The sequence below is a fragment of the Streptomyces sp. NPDC001351 genome (assembly GCF_042896045.1).
Lineage (GTDB): Bacteria > Actinomycetota > Actinomycetes > Streptomycetales > Streptomycetaceae > Streptomyces.
In genome coordinates this window covers 146,187-163,776 of sequence record NZ_JBIAWS010000001.1, presented here as the reverse complement: position 1 = coordinate 163,776, position 17,590 = coordinate 146,187, and the positions used below count along the sequence as shown (strand labels likewise).

Sequence of the window (17,590 nt, the reverse complement as noted above, 5' to 3'; positions counted from 1 at the left end):
GCGTGCTTGATACAAATTCTCCGCGCGTTCCTGTCCCTCGACGGTCGTCGCCCAACCCCTTCTTGAGCCGCTTCTTTCGCATGCCCTGGGAACGCCCGTGTTCGCCCCTCGCACCACCCCCTGGCCCCTCGTCGCCCTTTTCACGGCCGGGTACCTCGCTCCGTATCTGCTGCCGACGACCGTCGGACGGCTCGAGTCGGGGCTTCCGCTCTCCGCCACCGAGGCGGGTGCCATCGGCAGTGCGCTGCTGCTGAGTTCGGCCGCGGCCGGCTTCCTGCTCGCCTCCCGCGTCGACCGGATCGGCCCGCGCACCCTGGCCCGCATCGGTCTCCTGCTCGCGGTCGTCGGCTACGGCGGCGCCGCACTCACCCACGTCGTTCCCGCGGTCGTCGCGGGCGCGCTCGTCGGCGGTTTCGGCTCCGGTGCGGCGACGACGGTCGCCGCCACCGGGATCGCCGCCCAGCCGGACCCGCACCGGACGACCACGCTGGGCCTTCTCGGCGTCTCCGCGCTCGCGGGTGCCGTCTATCTGGCGGTCCCCCACCTGGGCGCGGGCCACGGGCAGCCGCTCGCCGCGATCGCGCTCACCGCGCTCGCCGTCTGGCCGCTCACCGGCCGGCTCCCGGTCCGTACGGCGGTCGCGCACAGCCCCCTCGGCGGCACCCGCCTCCCCCATCGGCGTTCCGGCCTGGTCCTCTCCCTCGTCATGTTCTGCTGGTCGCTCGCCCAGAACGCGCTGTGGGGCGTCAGCGGCCGTATCGGCCTGGCCCAGGCACACCTCGCGGAGGCCACCGTCGGCGCCGTCTTCGCGGTGGCGCTCGGCGCGGGGCTGCTGGGGGTCGTCGGCGCGGGAGCGGTCGGGCCGCGGTTCGGCCGGGCGCTGCCCATCGGTGCGGGAACGGCACTCATCTCCGGCTGCATCGTGCTCAGCGCCTCGGCGACGGACCTGACGACCTTCGCGAGCGGCGAGATCGCCTGGAACGTGCTCTACCCGGTCGTCCTGTCGTACGTGATCGGCCTGGCGGCCTCCCTGGATCCACGCGGCCGCTGGGCGGTCCTCGTCGGCTCGGCGTCCTCGCTGGGAACGGCGGCGGGCCCGCTGACCGGCAGCGTGCTGGCGGCGCAGGCCGGGTTCCCGGTGATGGGTGCGGTCCTGGCCGTGGGGCTGCTGGTGATCACCGTACCGATGACCGCGGTCGCTGTTTCAGTCCGTCCGGGGGCGCAGCCCCCGGCAGCGCCCACGACGACCCCCGCACCGGACTTCACCACCGCCGCCTAGAACTCGTACGCCTCCACCTCGGAGAGGTACCGCGCCCTCCGCTCCTCGTCGTCCTCCAGGAACGAGGCGAGGAAGGAGTTGCGGGCCAGCTCGCGCAGGCGGTCTTCACCCAGCCCCAGGGTCTGGCGCACCGCGTCGAAGTTGTCGCCGACGTAGCCGCCGAAGTACGCGGGGTCGTCGGAGTTGACCGTGCACACCAACCCCGCGTCCAGCATGGCCGGCAGCGGGTGGTCGGCGAGGGTGTCGACCGTCCGGAGGCGGACATTGGACAAGGGGCACAGAGTCAGCGGGATGCCCTCCCGGACCAGCCGCTCGACCAGCTCGGGGGATTCCATGCACCGCAGGCCGTGGTCGACGCGCTCCACGCCGAGCACGTCCAGTGCCTGGGTGATGTACTCCGGCGGGCCCTCCTCCCCGGCGTGCGCCACGCGGCGCAGACCGAGCGCGGCGGCGGCCTCGTACACCTCGCGGAACTTCACCGGCGGGTGCCCGACCTCGGCGGAGTCGAGGCCGACGCCGGTGATCCGGTCCAGGTACGGCTTCGCGGCCTCCAGGGTCTCAAGCGCCGACTCGGCGGACTCGTCCCGCAGGAAACACAGGATCAGCCGGGTGGAGATGCCGTGCGCCGACTCGCTGTGCTGCAGCGCCCGCCACAGCCCCTCCACGACCGTGCCCATGCCCACGCCCCGCGCGAGGTGCGCCTGCGGGTCGAAGAAGATCTCCGCGTGCCGCACGCCCTGCGCGGCGGCGCGGGCCAGATAGGCGTTCGCGAGGTCCTCGAAGTCCCGCTCGGTGCGCAGGACGGCCATGAGCTCGTAGTACAGGTCCAGGAAGGACTGGAGGTCCTCGAACTCGTACGCCTTGCGCAGCTCGCCCGTGTCGGCGTACGGCAGCTCGACGCCGTTGCGGGTGGCCAGCTCGAACGCGAGCTCCGGCTCCAGCGTGCCTTCGATGTGCAGGTGCAGTTCAGCTTTGGGGAGGGGCATCAAAGCATCGTACGGGTGCCTTACCGGCGTTTCGGAACCGGCACTCGGAGAAGATCGTGCGCGACCGTCAACTCGCCCTCGAAGCCGGCGGCGCGCGCCTGCCGCTCGAACTCGTCCTGTTCGGTATAGCGCTGGCTGAAGTGCGTGAGCACGAGGTGACGTACGCCCGCGTCCCGCGCCACCGCCGCCGCCTGGCCCGCCGTCAGATGGCCGTGCTCGACCGCGAGACCGGTGTCCTCGTCGAGGAACGTCGACTCGATGACGAGCATGTCGCAGCCCTCGGCGAGCGCATGCACCCCGTCGCACAGCCGGGTGTCCATGACGAACGCGAACCGCTGACCGCGGCGCACCTCGCTGACCTCCTCCAGGGCCACCCCGCCGAGCGCGCCCTCCCGCTGGATACGGCCGACGTCGGGGCCCTTGATGCCGTGCGCGGCCAGGCGGTCGGGGAGCATCCGGCGGCCGTCGGGCTCGGTCAGCCGGTAGCCGTAGGACTCCACGGGGTGCGAGAGCTTTCGGGCTTCCAGGGTGTACGAGGGCGTGACGGCCAGGGGGCCGTCCGTGTCGACCGGGGCCTCGGTGAGGCCGACCGTCTCGCGGTAGGCGGTGGCATAGCGCAGACGGTCGAAGAAGCGCTGCCCGGAGCGCGGGTAGTGGGCGGTGATCTCGTGCGGCACCTGGTCGAGGTTGATGCGCTGGATGACGCCCGCGAGGCCCAGGCAGTGGTCGCCGTGGAAGTGGGTGACGCAGATCCGGTTGAGGTCGTGCGCGGCGGCCCCGGCACGCAGCATCTGGCGCTGGGTGCCCTCGCCGGGGTCGAAGAGGATGCCCTCGCCGTCCCAGCGCAGCAGGTAGCCGTTGTGGTTGCGGTGCCGGGTGGGGACCTGGCTGGCGGTGCCGAGGACCACCAATTCACGTACGGACACGGTCGGTTATCCGGGGGGCCACTGCAGGCCGCGGCCGCCGAGGACGTGCGCATGGGCGTGCCAGACGGTCTGGCCGGCGCCGGCGCCCGTGTTGAAGACGATCCGGTAGCTCTCCAGCTTGTCCTCGTCGGCAACGGACTGCGCCTCGCGGAGCACGTCGGCGGCGAGCTCCGGCGCACCGGCGGCGAGCTCGGCCGCGTTCTTGTAGTGCGCCTTGGGGATCACCAGGACATGGGTGGGCGCCTGCGGGTTGATGTCCCGGAAGGCGACGGTGGTCTCCGTCTCGCGGACGACCGTCGCCGGGACATGCCCCGCGACGATCTTGCAGAACAGGCAGTCGTCCTGCGGCTCCCCTGCCATGTGGTCTCCTCAAGCCGGTTGACCGATCACGCTGATCGAGTACGGAGGCATCGTATCCAGGGCCGTCAGTCCAGGCTCGGGGGTGTCTTGGCGGGGGTCTCCTCCAAGGCGGCCAGTGCGATACGGATCGCTTCGTCCAGCTGGACGTCCCGTCCCGCCGCGTGGTCCTGCGGCCGCTGGACCACCTCCATGTCCGGGTCGACACCGCGGTTCTCCACGTCCCAGCCGTAACCCTCCAGCCAGAAGGCGTACTTGGGCTGAGTGATCAGCGTGCCGTCGACGAGCCGGTAACGGCTGTCGATGCCGATGACACCGCCCCAGGTGCGGGTACCGACGACCGGGCCGATGCCGAGTGCCTTGATGGCCGCGTTGACGATGTCGCCGTCGGAGCCGGAGAACTCGTTGGCGACGGCGACGACGGGACCGCGCGGAGCGTCCCGCGGATAGCTCTCCGGCCGCATTCCGCGCGGCACGTCCCAGCCGACGATCCGCCGGGCCAGCTTCTCGATGACCAGTTGCGAGGTGTGGCCGCCCCGGTTCTCCCGGACGTCCACGACGAGGCCCTCCCGGGCCACCTCGACCCGCAGGTCCCGGTGGATCTGGGCCCAGCCCGGCGCCTGCATGTCGGGGACGTGCAGATAGCCGATCCGCCCGCCGGACTTCTCATGGACGTAGGCCCGCCGGTCCGCGACCCACGCGTGGTACCGCAGCGGCTCCTCGTCCGCGACCGGCACGACGACTGCATGCCGCACCTCGCCCCCGCCGGCCGGCGAGATCGTCAGCTCGACGGGCTTGCCCGCCGTGCCGACGAGCAGCGGTCCGGGGCCGGTCACCGGGTCCACGGGCTGCCCGCCCACCGCGGCGATCGCGTCCCCGGCCCGCACCGCGACGCCCGGCGCGGCCAGCGGGGAGCGGGCGTCGGGGTCGGAGGTCTCGGTCGGCAGGATGCGGTCGATGCGCCAACTGCCGTCCTTGTGACGGGAGATGTCGGCACCGAGGAGCCCTTGCCGGGGCCCGCTGCCGTATCCGCGGTGCGGCATCACATAGGCGTGCGAGGTGCCGAGCTCGCCGTGCACCTCCCACAGGAGATCGACGAGGTCGTCGTGGGTGGCCACGCGGTCCAGGACCGGCCGGTAGCGGTCGAGTACCCCGGTCCAGTCGACGCCGCTCATGTCCGGCCGCCAGAAGTGGTCCCGCATGATGCGGCCGGTCTCCTCGTACATCTGCCGCCACTCGGCCGAGGGATCGACGGTCTGCCGTACCCGGGTCAGGTCGACGGTGATGTTGGTGTCGCTCGCGTCGTCGCCGGACGCGCGCCGGTCGCTGGGTACGACCTTCAGCCGTCCGTCGGTCCACAGCAGGACGCGCTTGCCGTCGCCGCTGACCCGGAAGTGGTCGGCGTCGGCGGCGAGGTGCTCCAGGCGATGCTGGACGAGGTCGTAGCGCTCCAGCTCGGTCTTGGGGTCGGGATCGTCGGGGGTGGCCCTGGACACCCCGAGGACGCCCTGCACCGGGTGGCGCAGCCACAGCACGCCGTCCTTCGCGGCCCGCAGACCGGAGTAGCGGGCGGCCTCGACCGGGAAGGGCACGATCCGGTCGGCGAGGCCTTCGAGGTCGATGCGGGTGGCCGGGGTGCCCTCGCTGTCGGGCGTCTCGTCCTTGTCGGGGGTGTCGAAGGGGCGTCCGTGCCGCTGCGGGCCGAAGGGCGAAGGCGTGGTCGCCGCGAGGGTGATCAGGTGCGGGCGGTCGCCGACCACGAAGGCGAGGTCGAAGACGTGCTCGTCGTAGACCGGGTCGAAGGAGCGGTTGGAGAGGAAGGCGATGTGTTTGCCGTCGAGGGTGAAGGCGGGTGAGTAGTCCCGGAAGCGCAGCGGGGTCGCCTCGGTGACCGTCAGGTCGGTGGTGTGGGCGATGCGGAGCTGGCGCAGCGGGCGCGGGCCGGGGTGGGACCAGGCGAGCCAGGCCGAGTCGGGCGAGAAGACGAGGCCGGTGACGTCCCCGTCCTCGCTGCGGTCGATCTCGCGGACCTCGCCGGTCTCCCGCTCGACGAGCAGGACGCGTCCGTCGTGCGCGGCGACCGCGGCCCGGCTGCCGTCGGGTGCCATGGCGAGCCCGAGGACGCGGCCGAGCTGTCCGGCGGCGAGGCGGCGCGGGGTGGCGCCGGGTGCCAGTCCGGTGGCGGGCGCGAACTCCAGGGCGTCCTCGCCCTCCGCGTCCGTCACCCACACCACCCATTCCTCGCCCTCGGCGCGGAAGGTGCGCGGCAGCCGGGCCCGTACGCCGGGTTCGGCGGCGAGCGCACGGGTGGGACCGGAGCGGTGGGTGACCCAGTGGACGGCTCCGCGCACGGCGACCGCGCTGCCGCGTGCGGTGTGGTCGGGGGCCGCCGAGCCGAACCAGTGGGAGGCGTTGACGGCGAACGGCCGGCGTTCGGCACGCTGTCCGCCGAGTCGGATGTCGAGACGGCGGGGCTCGGCGCCGTCGAGGTCGTCGAGGATCCACAGCTCACCGGCGGAGGCGTAGACGACCCGGGTGCCGTCGCCGGAGGCGTGCCGGGCGTAGAAGCCGTCCAGCGGGGTGTGCCGGCGCAGGTCGGAGCCGTCGGCGAGGGAGGAGTACAGCGCCCCGACACCCTCGTGGTCGGACAGGAAGGCGATGCGCTCCCCCGCCCACACCGGGGACTCCAGGTTCCCGCCGAGCTCTTCATGCAGCCGTACGAACTCGCCCTGCCCCTCCCGGTCGATCCACAGCTTGCCCGCCGTGCCCCCGCGATACCGCTTCCACCAGGCGGCCTCGCGCCCCATGGGTGCGGAGAGCAGGACGGTGCTCGGCCCGTGGGCGACATGCCCGACGAGGCCGTACGGCAGGACGGTGGAGGGTCCGCCGTCGAGCGGGACGGCATGCGCCCAGCTGCGGCGGAGGTTGGCCTGGCCGTGCGTGGTGATCGCGAGGACCTGTCCGTCCGGGGTCCAGCCACGCACCTGGGTGCGCCAACTGCCCCAGTGGGTCAGCCGCTTGGAGGGTCCGCCGGCGACCGGGGCGATGTGCACCTCGGGGGCGCCGTCGCGGGTGGAGGTCCAGGCGACGGTCGTGCCGTCGGGCGAGATGCGGGGCAGGGTGACCGGCGTGTTGTCCGCACTGACCCGCCAGGCGCGTCCGCCGTCGACGGGGGCGAGCCACACGTCGTCCTCTGCCGTGAAGGCGACCAACTCGCCCCGCAGATGCGGAAACCGGAGATAGGCAGGCGTCGCAGGCTGTGTCACCCGATCACCCTACGCAGCGGCCCCACCCGGGGTCAGCGGTTTGGATCACTTGCCCTCGACGGGCCAGCACTTCGGATCCCCCTTGCACCAGATGGTCCTGGTGACCGTCACGGTGACGGTGGCGCCGGGCTGCCCGCCGTTCCCGCCCGAGGGGTTGTTGACGATGGGCGACGGTGTCGCGTTGCAGTTGCCGAGCCCCGTCACATGGAACCACTGTTTGCCGCCCACCTTGGCGGTGAGGTCGCCGCGCACACAGGCGCCGTTGACGGCCCGGGTGACCTTGCCGGTGACGGTGATCTCCCGTCGGTCCTTGGTCTGTCCCTGGCAGTCGACGTTGGCGACCGTGGTCTCGCTCGCCGAGGGCGCCGTCCGCGTGGAGACCTTGTTGTTGCCGTAGTTGGCGGTGCAGCTGAGCCACTGCACGTCGACGTGCTGCCGCTTCAGCTCCTTGGTCGCGGTCTGGTCGGTCGTGTACGCCACGGCCGCCGAGTTCAGCCCACCCGGATCACAGGCCACGGCTCCGCCGACGCCCAGCACGGCAAGCCCCATCGCGGCCGCCGCCCGCCGTCCTCGCGGCCGCCGCCAAATCCGCCTCAATGCCCCCATGGACGGCAGCCTGCCACCGTGGGCCGTCCGGCGGTAGAGCGCATACGGTCACGAACGCGCCCGCGGGCGCCTACCGGTCAGCCGCGCAGCAGCAGCCACTCCTGCAACTCCACCAGGTTCCCCTCGGGGTCCTTGAGATGGGCGACCCGCATGCGGTCCGTCATGGGGGCCGGGCCGTGCAGGAGGACGGCGCCCCGGGTGGCGATCTGTTCGCAGTAGCTGTCGAGGTCGTCGACGCGCAGCACCACCAGGGAGCGGTGGCCGGTTGCCGTGTCGCCCAGTTCGTCCAGCACCTCGGCCATCATCGAACGGTCCTGGAGGGCGATGCCCGCCGAGCCGGTGGCCGGGCTGAACTTCTCGTACGGGCCCGCGGTCGCCCCCGACTGCGGCTTGAGGCCGAGGACCTCGGCGTAGAAGCGGTAGCAGGCGGGGAAGTCGCTGACGAGGAGCCGGACTTGGGCGAGTTCCATGGTGTTTCCCCCGTGATCGTTCAGGACCAGCGGCCGGTGCGGCCCAGGAGCAGGGCGGTCGCCGCGGTGCCCGCGGTCGATGTACGCAGCACGCTACGCCCGAGCCGGTACGCCTTCGCACCCGCCTCCGAGAACAGCGCCAACTCCTGTTCCGACACGCCCCCTTCGGGGCCCACGACCAGCACGATCTCGCCCGAGGAGGGGAGCTCGGCGGTCGCCAGCGGCTCGCTGTCGTAGTCGCGGTCCTCGTGCAGGACGGCGGCGAAGTCGGCTTTGGCGAGAAGTGCGGCAACCTGCTTGGTCGTCGCCGCGTCCGTGACCTCCGGGAAGCGCAGCCGGCGGGACTGCTTGCCGGCCTCGCGGGCGGTGGCCCGCCACTTGGCGAGGGCCTTCAGCCCCCGCTCGCCCTTCCACTGGGTGATGCAGCGGGCCGCTGACCACGGCACGATCGCGTCGACGCCGGTCTCGGTCATCGTCTCGACGGCCAGCTCGCCGCGGTCCCCCTTGGGCAGGGCCTGGACGACGGTGATACGGGGGCTGGGCTCGGGCTCGACGGGAAACTCGACGGGCTCGACGAACAGCCGGTCCTTGCCCTCCGTCCGCACGACCGCACCGGCGGCACCGCGGCCCAGACCGTCCGTCAGCACCACGTCCTCACCGGGCTGCAGCCGCCGCACGGACACCGCGTGCCGTCCCTCGGGACCGTCCAGTTCGACGATCGAGCCGGGCCCCACGCCCGCCAGCGATCCGACGACGAACACCGGCGCGGTCATCGCAGGTCTCCCTTGCCCGTCAACGCTGTCCTGGCCATGTCGATCTCGGCGGCGAGGACCTCCACCAGCTGCCCGGCCGGGAGCTCGCGCGCCATGCGGTGCCCCTGCCCCGCCCACAGCGCCATGCCCTGCGCGTCGCCGGAGGCGGCTGCCTTCTTGCGCAGGGGCGAGGTGAGGTGGTGGACCTCCGGGTAGGCGGCGGGGGCGTACGGGCCGTGCTCGCGCAGGAAGCGGTTGACCAGGCCGCGGGCCGGACGGCCGGAGAACGCCCGGGTCAGCTCGGTGCGCACGAACAGCGGGTTGGTGAGCGCCTGCTTGTGGACGGCGTTCGCGCCGGACTCCGGGGTGGCGAGGAACGCCGTGCCGAGCTGGGCCGCGCTCGCGCCCGCGGCCAGCACCGCGGCGATCTGCCCGCCGCGCATGATGCCGCCGGCCGCGACGATCGGGATGCTCACGGTCTCGCGGACCTGGGCGACGAGCGGGAGCAGCCCGATGCCGGTGCCGTCCGCCTCCGGGTTGTCCCGGTGGGTGCCCTGGTGACCGCCGGCCTCCACGCCCTGCACGATCACCGCGTCGGCGCCCGCCAGCTGCACGGCGAGGGCCTCCTCCGGGGTGGTGGCGGTGACCAGCGTGACGGTGCCGGCCCGGCGGAGGGAGTCGAGGACCTCGCGGCTCGGGACCCCGAAGTGGAAGGAGACCACCGGCACGGGGTTGTCGAGCAGCACGGCGAGCTTGGAGTCGTAGGCGTCGTCCCGGCCGCTGTCCGGATCGCCGAGCTCGGTCTCGTACCAGACGGCCTCCCCGGCCAGCTGGTGGGCGTAGATCTCCACGGCGCCGGGGTCGGCGTACTCGGGCTGCGGCATGAAGAGGTTCACACCGAAGGGGCGGCTGGTGATCCCCCGCAGCTGCTTGATCTCCTGGTACATGCCGTCGGCCGTCTTGTACCCGGCGGCGAGAAACCCGAGCCCCCCGGCCTCGCACACGGCGGCGGCCAGATGCGGCACGGAGACACCGCCCGCCATGGGGGCCTGCACGATCGGATGAGGGAAGAGATCGGTCAGTGCGGAGGACATGACGGCATGTTGTCACGTCCTCCGAACAAGTCCGAATCCGGCCCATTCCGGCCTGGGGGCGGAGCCCCCAGCACACGGTCAGCGCCCGTTGAACGCATCCTTCAGCCGCGAGAACAACCCTTGCTGCCCCGGCTGGAACTGCCCCTGCGGCCGCTCCTCACCCCGCAGCTTGGCAAGCTCCCGCAGCAGCCGCTCCTGCTCCGGGTCCAGCTTGGTCGGGGTCTGCACCTCGACGTGCACGATCAGGTCGCCGCGCCCCCCGCCGCGCAGGTGCGTGACCCCCCGCCCGTGCAGCGGGATCGACTGCCCGGACTGGGTGCCGGGCCGGATGTCGACCTCCTCCATGCCGTCCAGCGTCTCCAGCGGCACCTTGGTGCCGAGGGACGCGGCCGTCATCGGGATGGTGACCGTGCAGTGCAGGTCGTCGCCGCGCCGCTGGAAGGTCGGATGCGGCAGCTCGTGGATCTCGACGTACAGGTCACCGGCGGGACCGCCGCCGGGGCCGACCTCGCCCTCACCCGCGAGCTGGATACGGGTGCCGTTGTCGACACCGGCCGGGATCTTGACCGTGAGGGTACGGCGGGAGCGGACCCGTCCGTCGCCCGCGCACTCCGGGCACGGCGTAGGGACCACGGTCCCGAAGCCCTGGCACTGCGGACACGGCCGTGAGGTCATGACCTGGCCCAGGAAGGACCGCGTCACCTGCGACACCTCACCGCGGCCGCGGCACATGTCACACGTCTGGGCGGAGGTGCCCGGCGCCGCGCCCTCACCGTTACAGGTGGAGCAGACGATCGCCGTGTCGACCTGGATGTCCTTCGTGGTGCCGAAGGCCGCCTCGTCGAGCTCGATCTCCAGCCGGATCATGGCGTCCTGGCCGCGGCGGGTGCGCGAGCGCGGGCCGCGCTGCGACGCCGTACCGAAGAACGCGTCCATGATGTCCGAGAAGTTCCCGAAGCCGCCCGCGCCGAAGCCGCCCGCGCCACCGCCGCCGGCCTGCGAGAGCGGGTCACCGCCGAGGTCGTAGACCTGCTTCTTCTGCGGGTCGGAGAGCACCTCGTAAGCGGCGTTGATCTCCTTGAACCGCTCCTGGGTCTTCGGGTCCGGGTTCACGTCCGGGTGCAGCTCGCGCGCGAGCCGCCGGAAGGCCTTCTTGATCTCTTCCTGCGACGCGTCGCGGCGCACGCCGAGAACGGCGTAGTAGTCCGTGGCCACTTACGACTCCGCCAGGATCTGTCCGACGTACCGTGCCACTGCGCGTACCGCTCCCATCGTTCCCGGGTAATCCATGCGGGTCGGTCCGACCACGCCGAGCTTGGCGACTGCCTCGCCGCCCGAACCGTAGCCGACCGACACCACGGAAGTGGAGTTGAGTCCCTCATAGGCGTTCTCGTGCCCGATGCGCACCGTCATGCCCGAATCCCCCGCCTCGCCAAGCAACTTGAGGAGCACGACCTGCTCCTCCAGCGCCTCCAGGACGGGGCGGATGGTGAGGGGGAAGTCATGCCCGAAACGGGTCAGATTGGCGGTGCCGCCGATCATCAGCCGTTCCTCGTTCTCCTCGACCAGTGTCTCCAGAAGTGTGGAGAGCACTGTCGAGACCGTACCCCGGTCCTCGACGTCGAAGCCTTCGGGCAGGTCTTCCACGAGCCGCGGGACGTCGGCGAAGCGGCGGCCCGCGACCTTGCTGTTGAGCCGCGCCCGCAGATCCGCGAGCGAGGCCTCCCCGAACGGCGCCGGGCAGTCGACCATGCGCTGCTCGACCCGGCCGGTGTCGGTGATCAGCACGAGCATCACGCGCGCGGGGGCGAGCGAGAGCAGCTCCACGTGCCGCACGGTCGAGCGGGTCAGGGACGGGTACTGCACGACGGCGACCTGCCGGGTGAGCTGGGCGAGCAGCCGAACCGTCCGCGCCACCACGTCGTCGAGGTCCACCGCGCCGTCGAGGAAGTTCTGGATGGCCCGCTTCTCGGGCGCGGACATCGGCTTGACGCCCGCGAGCTTGTCGACGAACAGCCGGTAGCCCTTGTCGGTGGGGATGCGCCCCGCGCTGGTGTGCGGCTGGGCGATGAACCCCTCGTCCTCCAGCGCCGCCATGTCGTTGCGTACCGTCGCCGGGGACACTCCGAGGTTGTGCCGCTCGGTGAGGGCCTTCGACCCCACCGGCTCCTCGGTGCCGACATAGTCCTGGACGATGGCGCGCAATACCTGAAGCCGTCGTTCACTCAGCATCCAGCGCACACCTCCAGAAGTCGTCCCCTCGGCGCTCGCCTGGCACTCTGTCCGTCCGAGTGCCAGCCGTTACCGGCAAGTGTACGGCGGTGGGGTACACCCGGGGCAAGGTCGGCCCCTGTTGAACGGGGCGTACCGCTAGCGTCGCCGTATGACGATGACTTGGGAAGAGCTGGGGTGGGAGCGGCTGGCGGCCGGCGTCGGGCGGTGCCGTCTTCCGGGCTGGGACTGCACGACGGGGCTGGTCGTCGGGGAGGGCACGGCGCTCTTGATCGACGCGGGGTCGAGCCTCGCGGAGGGCGCGCGGTTGCGTGCCGAGGCGCAGGAGCTCGCCGGTCACCGTGTGACTCATCTCGCGCTCACGCATCCCCATTTCGACCATGTCCTCGGGGTGGCGGCGTTCGCGGGCGCGGAGGTGTACGGCGCGGTGGGCATCGACACGGTGCTGGACGGCCGGCACGCGCGCGAGGAGCTGCGGGCGGACGCGGTGGGCAACGGGCTGGACACGCGGGCGGCGGACGAGGCGGTCGACGCGCTGGTCCCGCCCCGGCATCACGTCTCCGGCGAGTGGACGCTCGACCTGGGCGGCGGCCGGCAGGTGCTGCTGGCGAACGTCGGACCGGCCCACTCGGCCCACGATCTCGTGGTGCTGGTGCCCGGCTCCCCGGAGGTCGTCTTCTGCGGCGACCTGGTGGAGGAGTCCGGCGAACCGCAGGCCGGCTCCGACGCCGTACCGTCACAGTGGCCGGCCGCTCTGGACCGGCTCCTCGACCTGGGCGGGGAGGACGCGCTGTACGTGCCCGGTCACGGAGCGGTGGTGGATGCGGGGTTCGTGCGGAGACAGCGGGAGGAGCTGGCGGCACGTTTCGGCGTGTCGTAGCCGCCGTCCGACGGCTTCTCCTATCGTCACTCGAATGCGCCAGTACTCTGCCGATCTGACCCCGCCGTGGAAGAAGTCCAAGCCCGTTCCGGAGGTCCCGGCGGAACCGGGTCTGGTGGTCGAGGAGCCGGGCACCGGTTTCTGCGGCGCGGTGATCCGCTGCGAGGCGGGCACGGTCACCCTGGAGGACCGCTTCGGCAAGCACCGGGTGTTTCCGCTGGAGCCGCGGGGGTTCCTGCTGGAGGGGCGGGTGGTGACGCTCGTACGGCCTTCCGGCGCGGCTCCTGTACGGCCCACCCGTACCGCTTCCGGTTCGGTGGCCGTCCCCGGCGCACGCGCGCGTGTCGCTCGGGCCGGGCGGATCTATGTGGAGGGCAGGCACGACGCCGAGCTGGTCGAGAAGGTCTGGGGCGACGACCTGCGCATCGAGGGCGTGGTCGTGGAGTACCTGGAGGGCGTGGACGACCTGCCGTCGATCGTCGAGGAGTTCGCACCGGGTCCGGACGCGCGGCTGGGGGTGCTGGTCGACCACCTGGTGCCGGGCACCAAGGAGTGGCGGATCGCGGAGGCGGTGACGAGCGAGCACGCGCTGGTCGTCGGCCACCCGTACATCGACATCTGGGAGGCGGTGAAGCCGTCGTCGCTCGGGATCGAGGCGTGGCCCCGGGTCCCGCACGGGCAGGACTGGAAGACGGGGGTGTGCCGGGCGCTGGGGTGGCCTTCGGAGAACACCGGGGCGGTGTGGCAGGCGATCCTGAAGCGGGTCGGGTCCTACAAGGACCTGGAGCCGGAGCTGCTGGGGCGGGTGGAGGAGCTGATCGACTTCGTCACGGCTCCAACACAGTCCTGAACCCGCGGGTGTCGACAGCGATGTTCAGCACCGGCAGGTGAAGTGTCTCCCCGTTCCTCCAGCTGCGCTGACATCGATAGTCGGCACACTCGCCGCTGCCGTACGGCTCGGTGAGCACGAGGCATGCGGCCGCCTCCGGATCGACGATCAGGTACACCGGTACGCCGGACCCGGCGTAGATTGATCGTTTGGTCACGTAGTCGCGGTGTGCGCTGGCCCTGGACACGACCTCGACCAGCATGGTGACTGCCTCGACCGGTACGAGGCGGCCGGAATCCGGGCAGGCACTCCGTTCGAGCACCACGATGTCCGGAACGGGCTCGCTTGTTTCCCGGTGCATCTCGACGTACTGGCGCTGCAACCGGTGCCAACGGCTGTGCGGAACACCATCCTGGACTTCCGCCACCGTGCAGTTGTGCACCAGATCCGGGGATCTCGTCATCACGATGTCCCCTCGCAAAAGCTCGGCCCTGATCCCCTCGGGGACGTCAAGCGTGCCGAAGAAATCGATCACCTGCCGGTCTTTCATGGACGCACCCTCAAAGCGGGACACGCCAAGGCCAGGGCTCCCAGGGGGCAACCACCCCCACGAGTGATCAGTCCACCAGATCCCGCACCACCGCATCCGCCAGCAACCGCCCCCGCAACGTCAGCACACCCCGACCCTCCTCATACGGCCCCGCCTCCAGCAGGCCCTCCCCCAGCGCCCGCCGAGAAGCCGCAAGCCCCTCCTCCCGCAGCAGCCCCAGCGGCACCCCCTCCCGCAGCCGCAGCTCCAGCAGGATCCGCTCCACCCGCCGGTCCTCCTCCGACAGCAGCTCCCGCCCGGCGCCGGGCGACCGCCCCGCCGCCAGCGCAGCCGCATACGCGCCCGGGTGCTTCACGTTCCACCACCGCACCCCGCCCACGTGCGAGTGGGCCCCGGGGCCCGCGCCCCACCAGTCGGCGCCCCGCCAGTACAGCTCGTTGTGCAGGCAGCGGGCCGCCTCGGAGGTGGACCAGTTGGAGACCTCGTACCAGTCGAAGCCCGCCGCCGACATCACCTCGTCCGCGATCAGATAGCGGTCCGCGTGGACGTCGTCGTCGGTCATCGGGACCTCGCCCCGGCGGATGCGACGCGCCAGCTGTGTGCCCTCCTCGACGATCAACGCATAGGCGCTGATGTGGTCCGGGCCCGCCCCGAGCGCTGCCTCCAGCGACGCCCGCCAGTCGTCGTCCGACTCGCCCGGGGTGCCGTAGATCAGGTCCAGGTTCACGTGCTCGAATCCGGCCGCGCGGGCCTCCGCGACGCATGCTTCGGGGCGGCCGGGCGTGTGGGTACGGTCCAGGACCTTCAGCACGTGCTGCTTCGCGCTCTGCATGCCGAAGGAGACGCGGTTGAAGCCGCCCTGCCGGAGCACGGACAGATACGCCGGGTCCACCGACTCCGGGTTCGCCTCCGTCGTCACCTCCGCGTCCGCCGCCAGGCCGAACTCGTCGCGGATCGCAGACAGCATCCGTACGAGATCGTCCGCGGCCAGCAGCGTCGGCGTACCGCCGCCCACGAAGACCGTGCGGACCTCGCGCGGGTCGTCGCCCAGGACCTTCCGCGCCAGGCGGATCTCGTCGATCAGGGTGTCCGCGTAGTTGTCGCGGGAGGCGAGGACGCCGCCCGTGCCGCGCAGCTCGGTGGCGGTGTAGGTGTTGAAGTCGCAGTAGCCGCAGCGGGTCGCGCAGTACGGGACGTGCAGATAGAAGCCGAGGGGGCGGTCGGGGGCCCCGGCGAGCGCGGATGCGGGGAGGGCGCCGTCGGCGGGGACCGGCTCGCCGTCGGGGAGTGCGGAAGGCATGCCTTCCATTGTCCAGCACCGTACGAAATGCTCACTCCGCCTGCAGCACCAGCAGCGCGAGGTCGTCCTCCGGCGGGCGCCCGCCGAACTCGTGGACGAGCCTGCGGATGCGTTCCGCGATCAGCTCGGCGCTCAGGCCCGCGCAGCCGGAGAGGGCGGTCGCGAGGCCGTCGGCGTCGTCGAACATGTCGGAGCCGGAGCGGCGCTCGGTCACGCCGTCCGTGACGCACAGGAGGCTGTCGCCGGTGCGGAGCTCGAAGGTCTCGCTGGTGTACGTCTCGTCCTCCACGACGCCGAGGAGGGTCTGCGGGCGGGCGACCGTGCGGACGCTCCCGTCGGGGCCGAGGAGCAGCGGGAGCGGGTGGCCCGCGGAGGCGAGGGTGCAGCGGATGCCGCCGTCGAAGGGGGTCAGCTCGCCGTAGAGGAGGGAGAGGAAGCGGGTCTGCGGGCCGTCGCCGGGGGCGGGCGGCCGTACCAGGGCCCGGGCGGCGGCGTCCGCGGCCTCCGTCGCGTCGTCCAGGAGGAGACGGTTGAGGCGGTCGAGGACGTCGGTGACGCGGTAGCCCTCGCGCGCGAGCAGACGCAGCCAGGGGCGGGCCAGGCCGATGACGACGGCGGCCTCGGGGCCCTTGCCCTGGACGTCGCCGACGGCGAAGCACCAGCGGCCGTCGCCGGCCGGGAAGAGGTCGTAGAAATCGCCGCTGGGCCCGCCCTTGTCGCACGGTTCGTAGACGAGGGCGCTGCGTACGCCGGGGATCTCGGCGACGGCGGCGGGCAGGAGGCCGCGCTGCAGGACCTGGCTGATGGTGGCCTGGCGGGCGTACTGACGGGCCGCGCCGATGGCGAGCGCCACCCGGCGGCTGAGGTCCTCGACGAGCCCGGTGACCTCGTCGGGGAAGCGCAGCAGGCCGGCGCGGCCGATGACGAGCGTGCCGAGCGGCCGGCCGCCCGCGATCAGACGGTAGGCGAGCGCCGCGCCGTGCTCGTCCCGCACGTCGAGCGCCTCGCCGGGCCAGGGGTACACGACCGGCCCGGACTTCCCCCACTCCCGGCTTCGCTCCGCCGGCGGGGCGCTGATCGTCTCGGGCGGATGCGGCGGGTCCTTCTCCAGGGCGCGGCGCAGTTCCTCGATGCGGTTCTCGCTGCAGTGCCAGACGCGGGCCAGGCGGGGCCCGGCGCCGCCGGTGCCGTCGGCCCAGCCCCCGCGGCCCATGGCCTCGTCCTCCAGCCACACCGCGCACCAGTCGGCGAGCCGCGGCACGATCAGCTGTCCGGCGAGTGCGGCGACCAGGTTCTCGTCGAGCTGCCCGGCCAGCAGATCGGAGGCCTCGGCGAGGAAGGACAGGGCACCGCGGTGCAGCCAGTCCCGGTCGCGCTCGGCGCGCTGCGGGTCGGGCGCCAGTATCTCGGCGGCGCGCAGCCCGCGCTCCAGCGCATGCCGGCCGGCATGCGCCTCCGGCTCGCCCGGGGTCGGGCCGCGCTCGGCGGGCAGCCGCGCCCACACCGTCTTGGTGCCCCGGCGGAAGGTGACGCCCCAGGATTCGGCGAGCGTGGCGACCAGGCGCAGTCCGCGGCCGTACTCCGGTGTCCCGTACGGCACTTCGGCCGTCTCGTAGGGCGCTTCGGCGTCCGAGTCGCGGGGCGCCCTGGAGGGATGGTGGTCGGAGACCTCCACGACGAGCGCGCAGGGCGCCTCCTCCATACGGCACTCCACCTCGACCTCGGTGCCCGCGTGCACCACGGCGTTGGTGACGAGTTCGCTGACGACGAGCACGGCGTCGTCGGCGAGCCGGCCGGTGAGGTGCTCGGCGCCGGGCAGGCCGGCCTCCGTCCAGTCGGCGAGCGCGGCACGTACGAGGGCGCGGGCGGAACCCGGCGCGAGGGGGCTGCCGGGCATCGTCGTGTACGTCTGCGCACGCGGGTCCACCCTTCCGTGCTCGGTCGCGTGCAGGTGTGCAGGCGCATCGCAAGCGCAGGAAGCGGTCTCCCGTTGCGTCGGAATGGCCCCCATGGACAGCTCCCCGAGCGGTTCGGACGAATACGCCTCAGTCGATGCCGACAGA

At 72.2% G+C, this 17,590-nt stretch carries 16 protein-coding genes; 3 read left to right on the top strand and 13 right to left on the bottom strand.

All coding sequences use genetic code 11. The features are described from left to right. The first annotated feature begins 97 nt into the window (after window positions 1–97). The gene (locus ACFY1U_RS00700; RefSeq protein WP_390691968.1) at window positions 98–1,279 is read left to right on the top strand and encodes an MFS transporter; all 1,182 of its coding nucleotides are present in this window, start codon (window positions 98–100) and stop codon (window positions 1,277–1,279) included. On the opposite strand, the gene ACFY1U_RS00695 is transcribed toward ACFY1U_RS00700, so the two are convergent. The 10 genes from ACFY1U_RS00695 to hrcA form a co-directional block, all read right to left on the bottom strand. Continuing rightward, window positions 1,276–2,265, bottom strand: a complete 990-nt coding sequence (locus ACFY1U_RS00695) for an adenosine deaminase (RefSeq protein ID WP_390691967.1) — start codon at window positions 2,263–2,265, stop codon at window positions 1,276–1,278. The genes ACFY1U_RS00700 and ACFY1U_RS00695 overlap by 4 nt on opposite strands. Before the next feature lie 20 nt (window positions 2,266–2,285). After that, window positions 2,286–3,191, bottom strand: coding sequence for a ribonuclease Z (locus ACFY1U_RS00690; RefSeq protein WP_390691965.1), 906 nt, complete (start codon window positions 3,189–3,191; stop codon window positions 2,286–2,288). A gap of 6 nt (window positions 3,192–3,197) precedes the next feature. After that, a complete protein-coding gene (locus ACFY1U_RS00685) occupies window positions 3,198–3,551 on the bottom strand; it encodes a histidine triad nucleotide-binding protein (RefSeq protein ID WP_390691964.1) in 354 nt (117 codons plus the stop codon). A 65-nt stretch (window positions 3,552–3,616) separates the two neighbouring features. Continuing rightward, entirely contained in the window at window positions 3,617–6,814 is a 3,198-nt protein-coding gene (locus ACFY1U_RS00680; RefSeq protein WP_390691963.1) for a S41 family peptidase, read from the bottom strand. 45 nt (window positions 6,815–6,859) lie between these two features. Then, window positions 6,860–7,420 (bottom strand): hypothetical protein, encoded by a 561-nt coding sequence (locus ACFY1U_RS00675; RefSeq protein WP_390691962.1) that lies wholly within the window; start codon window positions 7,418–7,420, stop codon window positions 6,860–6,862. 77 nt (window positions 7,421–7,497) lie between these two features. Continuing rightward, window positions 7,498–7,890, bottom strand: coding sequence for a VOC family protein (locus ACFY1U_RS00670; RefSeq protein ID WP_390691961.1), 393 nt, complete (start codon window positions 7,888–7,890; stop codon window positions 7,498–7,500). A gap of 20 nt (window positions 7,891–7,910) precedes the next feature. Further along, window positions 7,911–8,663: a 16S rRNA (uracil(1498)-N(3))-methyltransferase gene (locus ACFY1U_RS00665; protein WP_390691960.1), complete on the bottom strand. Its 753-nt coding sequence runs from the start codon at window positions 8,661–8,663 to the stop codon at window positions 7,911–7,913. Continuing rightward, window positions 8,660–9,736, bottom strand: a complete 1,077-nt coding sequence (locus ACFY1U_RS00660; RefSeq protein WP_390691959.1) for a nitronate monooxygenase — start codon at window positions 9,734–9,736, stop codon at window positions 8,660–8,662. Before ACFY1U_RS00660 ends, ACFY1U_RS00665 begins: the two co-directional genes overlap by 4 nt. Before the next feature lie 78 nt (window positions 9,737–9,814). Next, a complete protein-coding gene (gene dnaJ / locus ACFY1U_RS00655) occupies window positions 9,815–10,951 on the bottom strand; it encodes a molecular chaperone DnaJ (protein ID WP_344402434.1) in 1,137 nt (378 codons plus the stop codon). Further along, a complete protein-coding gene (gene hrcA / locus ACFY1U_RS00650) occupies window positions 10,952–11,968 on the bottom strand; it encodes a heat-inducible transcriptional repressor HrcA (RefSeq protein WP_344402435.1) in 1,017 nt (338 codons plus the stop codon). A gap of 151 nt (window positions 11,969–12,119) precedes the next feature. Between hrcA and ACFY1U_RS00645 the strand changes: the two genes are divergently transcribed. Both ACFY1U_RS00645 and ACFY1U_RS00640 read left to right on the top strand, forming a co-directional pair. Continuing rightward, a complete protein-coding gene (locus tag ACFY1U_RS00645) occupies window positions 12,120–12,848 on the top strand; it encodes an MBL fold metallo-hydrolase (protein WP_390691958.1) in 729 nt (242 codons plus the stop codon). Window positions 12,849–12,882: 34 nt separating this feature from the next. Beyond that, window positions 12,883–13,698, top strand: coding sequence for a DUF3097 domain-containing protein (locus tag ACFY1U_RS00640; protein WP_390691957.1), 816 nt, complete (start codon window positions 12,883–12,885; stop codon window positions 13,696–13,698). Here the strand turns inward: ACFY1U_RS00640 and ACFY1U_RS00635 are convergent. From ACFY1U_RS00635 to ACFY1U_RS00625, 3 genes are all read right to left on the bottom strand, one after another. Continuing rightward, window positions 13,676–14,227, bottom strand: a complete 552-nt coding sequence (locus ACFY1U_RS00635) for a Uma2 family endonuclease (protein WP_390691956.1) — start codon at window positions 14,225–14,227, stop codon at window positions 13,676–13,678. The two genes, ACFY1U_RS00640 and ACFY1U_RS00635, sit on opposite strands and share 23 nt — an antisense overlap. Before the next feature lie 67 nt (window positions 14,228–14,294). After that, window positions 14,295–15,527, bottom strand: coding sequence for a radical SAM family heme chaperone HemW (hemW, locus tag ACFY1U_RS00630; RefSeq protein ID WP_390691955.1), 1,233 nt, complete (start codon window positions 15,525–15,527; stop codon window positions 14,295–14,297). 31 nt (window positions 15,528–15,558) lie between these two features. Then, complete coding sequence (locus tag ACFY1U_RS00625; protein WP_390691954.1) at window positions 15,559–17,538, bottom strand: SpoIIE family protein phosphatase; 1,980 nt, start codon at window positions 17,536–17,538, stop codon at window positions 15,559–15,561. Window positions 17,539–17,590 lie beyond the last annotated feature (52 nt).